The organism is Mesorhizobium sp. M7A.F.Ca.CA.002.05.1.1, from assembly GCF_003998335.1.
Taxonomy (GTDB): Bacteria; Pseudomonadota; Alphaproteobacteria; order Rhizobiales; family Rhizobiaceae; genus Mesorhizobium.
The window spans coordinates 1-2,275 of the sequence record NZ_RZQI01000931.1 but is presented as its reverse complement, the minus strand read 5'-3'; the positions used below and the strand labels follow the sequence as shown (position 1 = coordinate 2,275).

Genomic DNA, 2,275 nt, shown 5'->3' with positions numbered 1-2,275 from the left:
GTTGGTGACGGCCCAGAGCGTCGCCTGATACTCCGGCGAGAATTCGGCGAAGGGCCAGAAGCTTGTCGAGGCCGGATCGTCTTCGGGATAGCAGAGCAGCGCCACCGGCGGCTGCATTTCGGGGCGGGCGAGCAACGGCAACAGCGGGCTGGCGTCGGCCGGTCCTTCGATCAGCACGGCGACCGGTTTCAACTCCTGCAACGCCTGCACCAGGCTGTCGGCGGAGCCGGGCCCGTGATGGCGTATGCCGAAATAGGAAACGTCGCTGAGCCCCATGGCGTCAGATTGCCGCGTTCAAGGCCGCGTAGTAGCCGGCATAGTCTGGCCGCTTCTTGAGCACGGTTTCCAGATATTCTTCCAGCACCAATTTGTCCTGCACGGGATCCTTGACGATCGCGCCGACGAGGCTGGCGGCAAGGCCTTCGGCGCCGAGCTTGCCGCTGTCGAACCAGGCCGCCTGGCTGAGGCCGCCGACCATGGTGGCAATGGCTTCGGCCGTGGACAGCGAACCGGACGGCGTCTTCAACGTCACCTTGCCGTCGGCTGTAGCACCGGAGCGCAACTCGCGAAAAATGGTCAGCACTCGCGCGATCTCCTCACCGACATTCTTCGGCACCGGAAGGTCAAGACCGCCGGCCATCTCGCCGACCCGCTTGGAGACGATCGCCACTTCCTCCGCCATGTCTTCGGGCAAAGGCAGCACGACGACGTTGAAGCGGCGCTTCAACGCTGACGACAACTCGTTGACGCCCTTGTCGCGGTTGTTGGCGGTGGCAATGATGTTGAAGCCGCGCTGCGCGTAGATCGAGGTGTTAAGTTCCGGGATCGGCATCATCTTTTCGGACAGGACGGTGATCAGCGTGTCCTGCACATCGGAGCCCATGCGCGTCAGCTCCTCGAGGCGGCAAAGCTTGCCGTCCTGCATGGCGCGGTAGAGCGGCGTCGGCACCAGCGCATCCTGGCTTGGGCCCTTTGCCAGAAGCTGTGCGTAGTTCCAGCCATAGCGGATCTGGTTCTCGTCGGTGCCGGCCGTGCACTGCACGATCAGGGTCGAATCGCCCATGATGGCGGCGGCGAGATGTTCCGACACCCAGGATTTGGCCGTGCCGGGAACACCCAGCAGCAACAGCGCGCGATCGGTGGCGAGCGTCGCGACCGCGGTTTCCATCAGCCGGCGGCGGCCGACATATTTGGGCGTTATCACTGTCCCGTCGTCAGCCTTTCCGCCAAGCAGGTAGGTAAGGACCGCCTTTGGTGAAAGGCTCCATCCGGCAGGCCTTTGCCGGTCGTCATTGCGCGAGAGCGCCTGCAATTCGGCGGCATAGGCCTGCTCGACCGGAAGACGGATGGCTGCGTTCATTTGCTGTTCTCCGGATTGATCATATGTTGGTTCAATGCTCGGCCAGTGACGCGTTGAGCCGCAGGAGACCCAGAGACGGCGCCGCCGGCGCCATACCGGCCGCAACAACGTCTCCGATCAATTTCTCCGCCGTCGCCGCCGTGGCGAGAAAGCCCATAGTTTCCAGAAGCTGGTCGACGCCTCGCCTCACAGCGTCATCGTTTGCTGCAACAGCGGAGCGAAGCGCCGCGAGCGTCTGGCCGTTTGTCAGGTCGGCCCATTCCAGCCAGCTTGCTTCGAGGCCCTCGGCCAGATTGAGCGCGCCAAGATGTTGCGTGTCCTTCAGGATCGACCTGACCAGGACACGCTTCCTGCGGCTGTCCAGACGCGCCATGAGGTGGAGGACGAAGAGTGCGGGCTTGTCACGTTCGGCGACAAGCATATCCGCCATGTGCGTCACCGCGGCGTCGCTGCCCGACGCGGCGACCATTCGGGCAACAAGGATATCGGCATTGCTCTCGGCGCCGAATTGCCACGCCCCGATAAACTCGGATTCGGTGGTGCCGAAGCGCGTGGCGAGGTCGACCAGGTTACAGGTCTCGAACAGTTCGGCGCGACGTCTTTCCTGCGCCGGCGATTTGAGTTTTGCCGGCGTGTAGGTGGTGCGGCGGCGGATGAAGCCGGATTTGCCTTCAGCGATGAAGGCAGCGAGTTCGGCCGTCGGATCTTCCGGCCCGCCACCGCCTGGCGAGCCGTGCTCTCCCAATCTTGCCAGCAACCGGCCAGCGAGCTCGCGCAGCTTGCCGGAACGATCGGCGGAGAGGCTCTTCAGGAATGGCACGTCATCGGCACCCAGGCCGAAGCGCAACAGGTCGACGAGTGCAATCCTGATCTCCGCCGGCTCTCCGGAGGCTTTGGTTTCGATCAGTTGCCGCT

At 63.7% G+C, this 2,275-nt stretch carries 3 protein-coding genes; all 3 read right to left on the bottom strand.

The genetic code is table 11. From position 1 onward, the window contains the following. Nucleotides 1-276 (bottom strand): DUF5682 family protein (locus EN939_RS30695; protein WP_245473221.1); only part of this gene is annotated, 276 nt, incomplete at its 3' end. Between the two features lie 4 nt (nucleotides 277-280). After that, entirely contained in the window at nucleotides 281-1,360 is a 1,080-nt protein-coding gene (locus EN939_RS30690) for an ATP-binding protein (protein WP_027036087.1), read from the bottom strand. A gap of 31 nt (nucleotides 1,361-1,391) precedes the next feature. Then, a partial coding sequence (locus tag EN939_RS30685; RefSeq protein WP_245473219.1) for a DUF5691 domain-containing protein occupies nucleotides 1,392-2,275 on the bottom strand: 884 nt, incomplete at its 5' end.

Coding starts and splice junctions, on each gene's coding strand:
- EN939_RS30690 (WP_027036087.1), bottom strand. CDS start 1,360: ATGAACGCAGCCATCCGTCTTCCGGTCGAGCAGGCCTATGCCGCCGAA.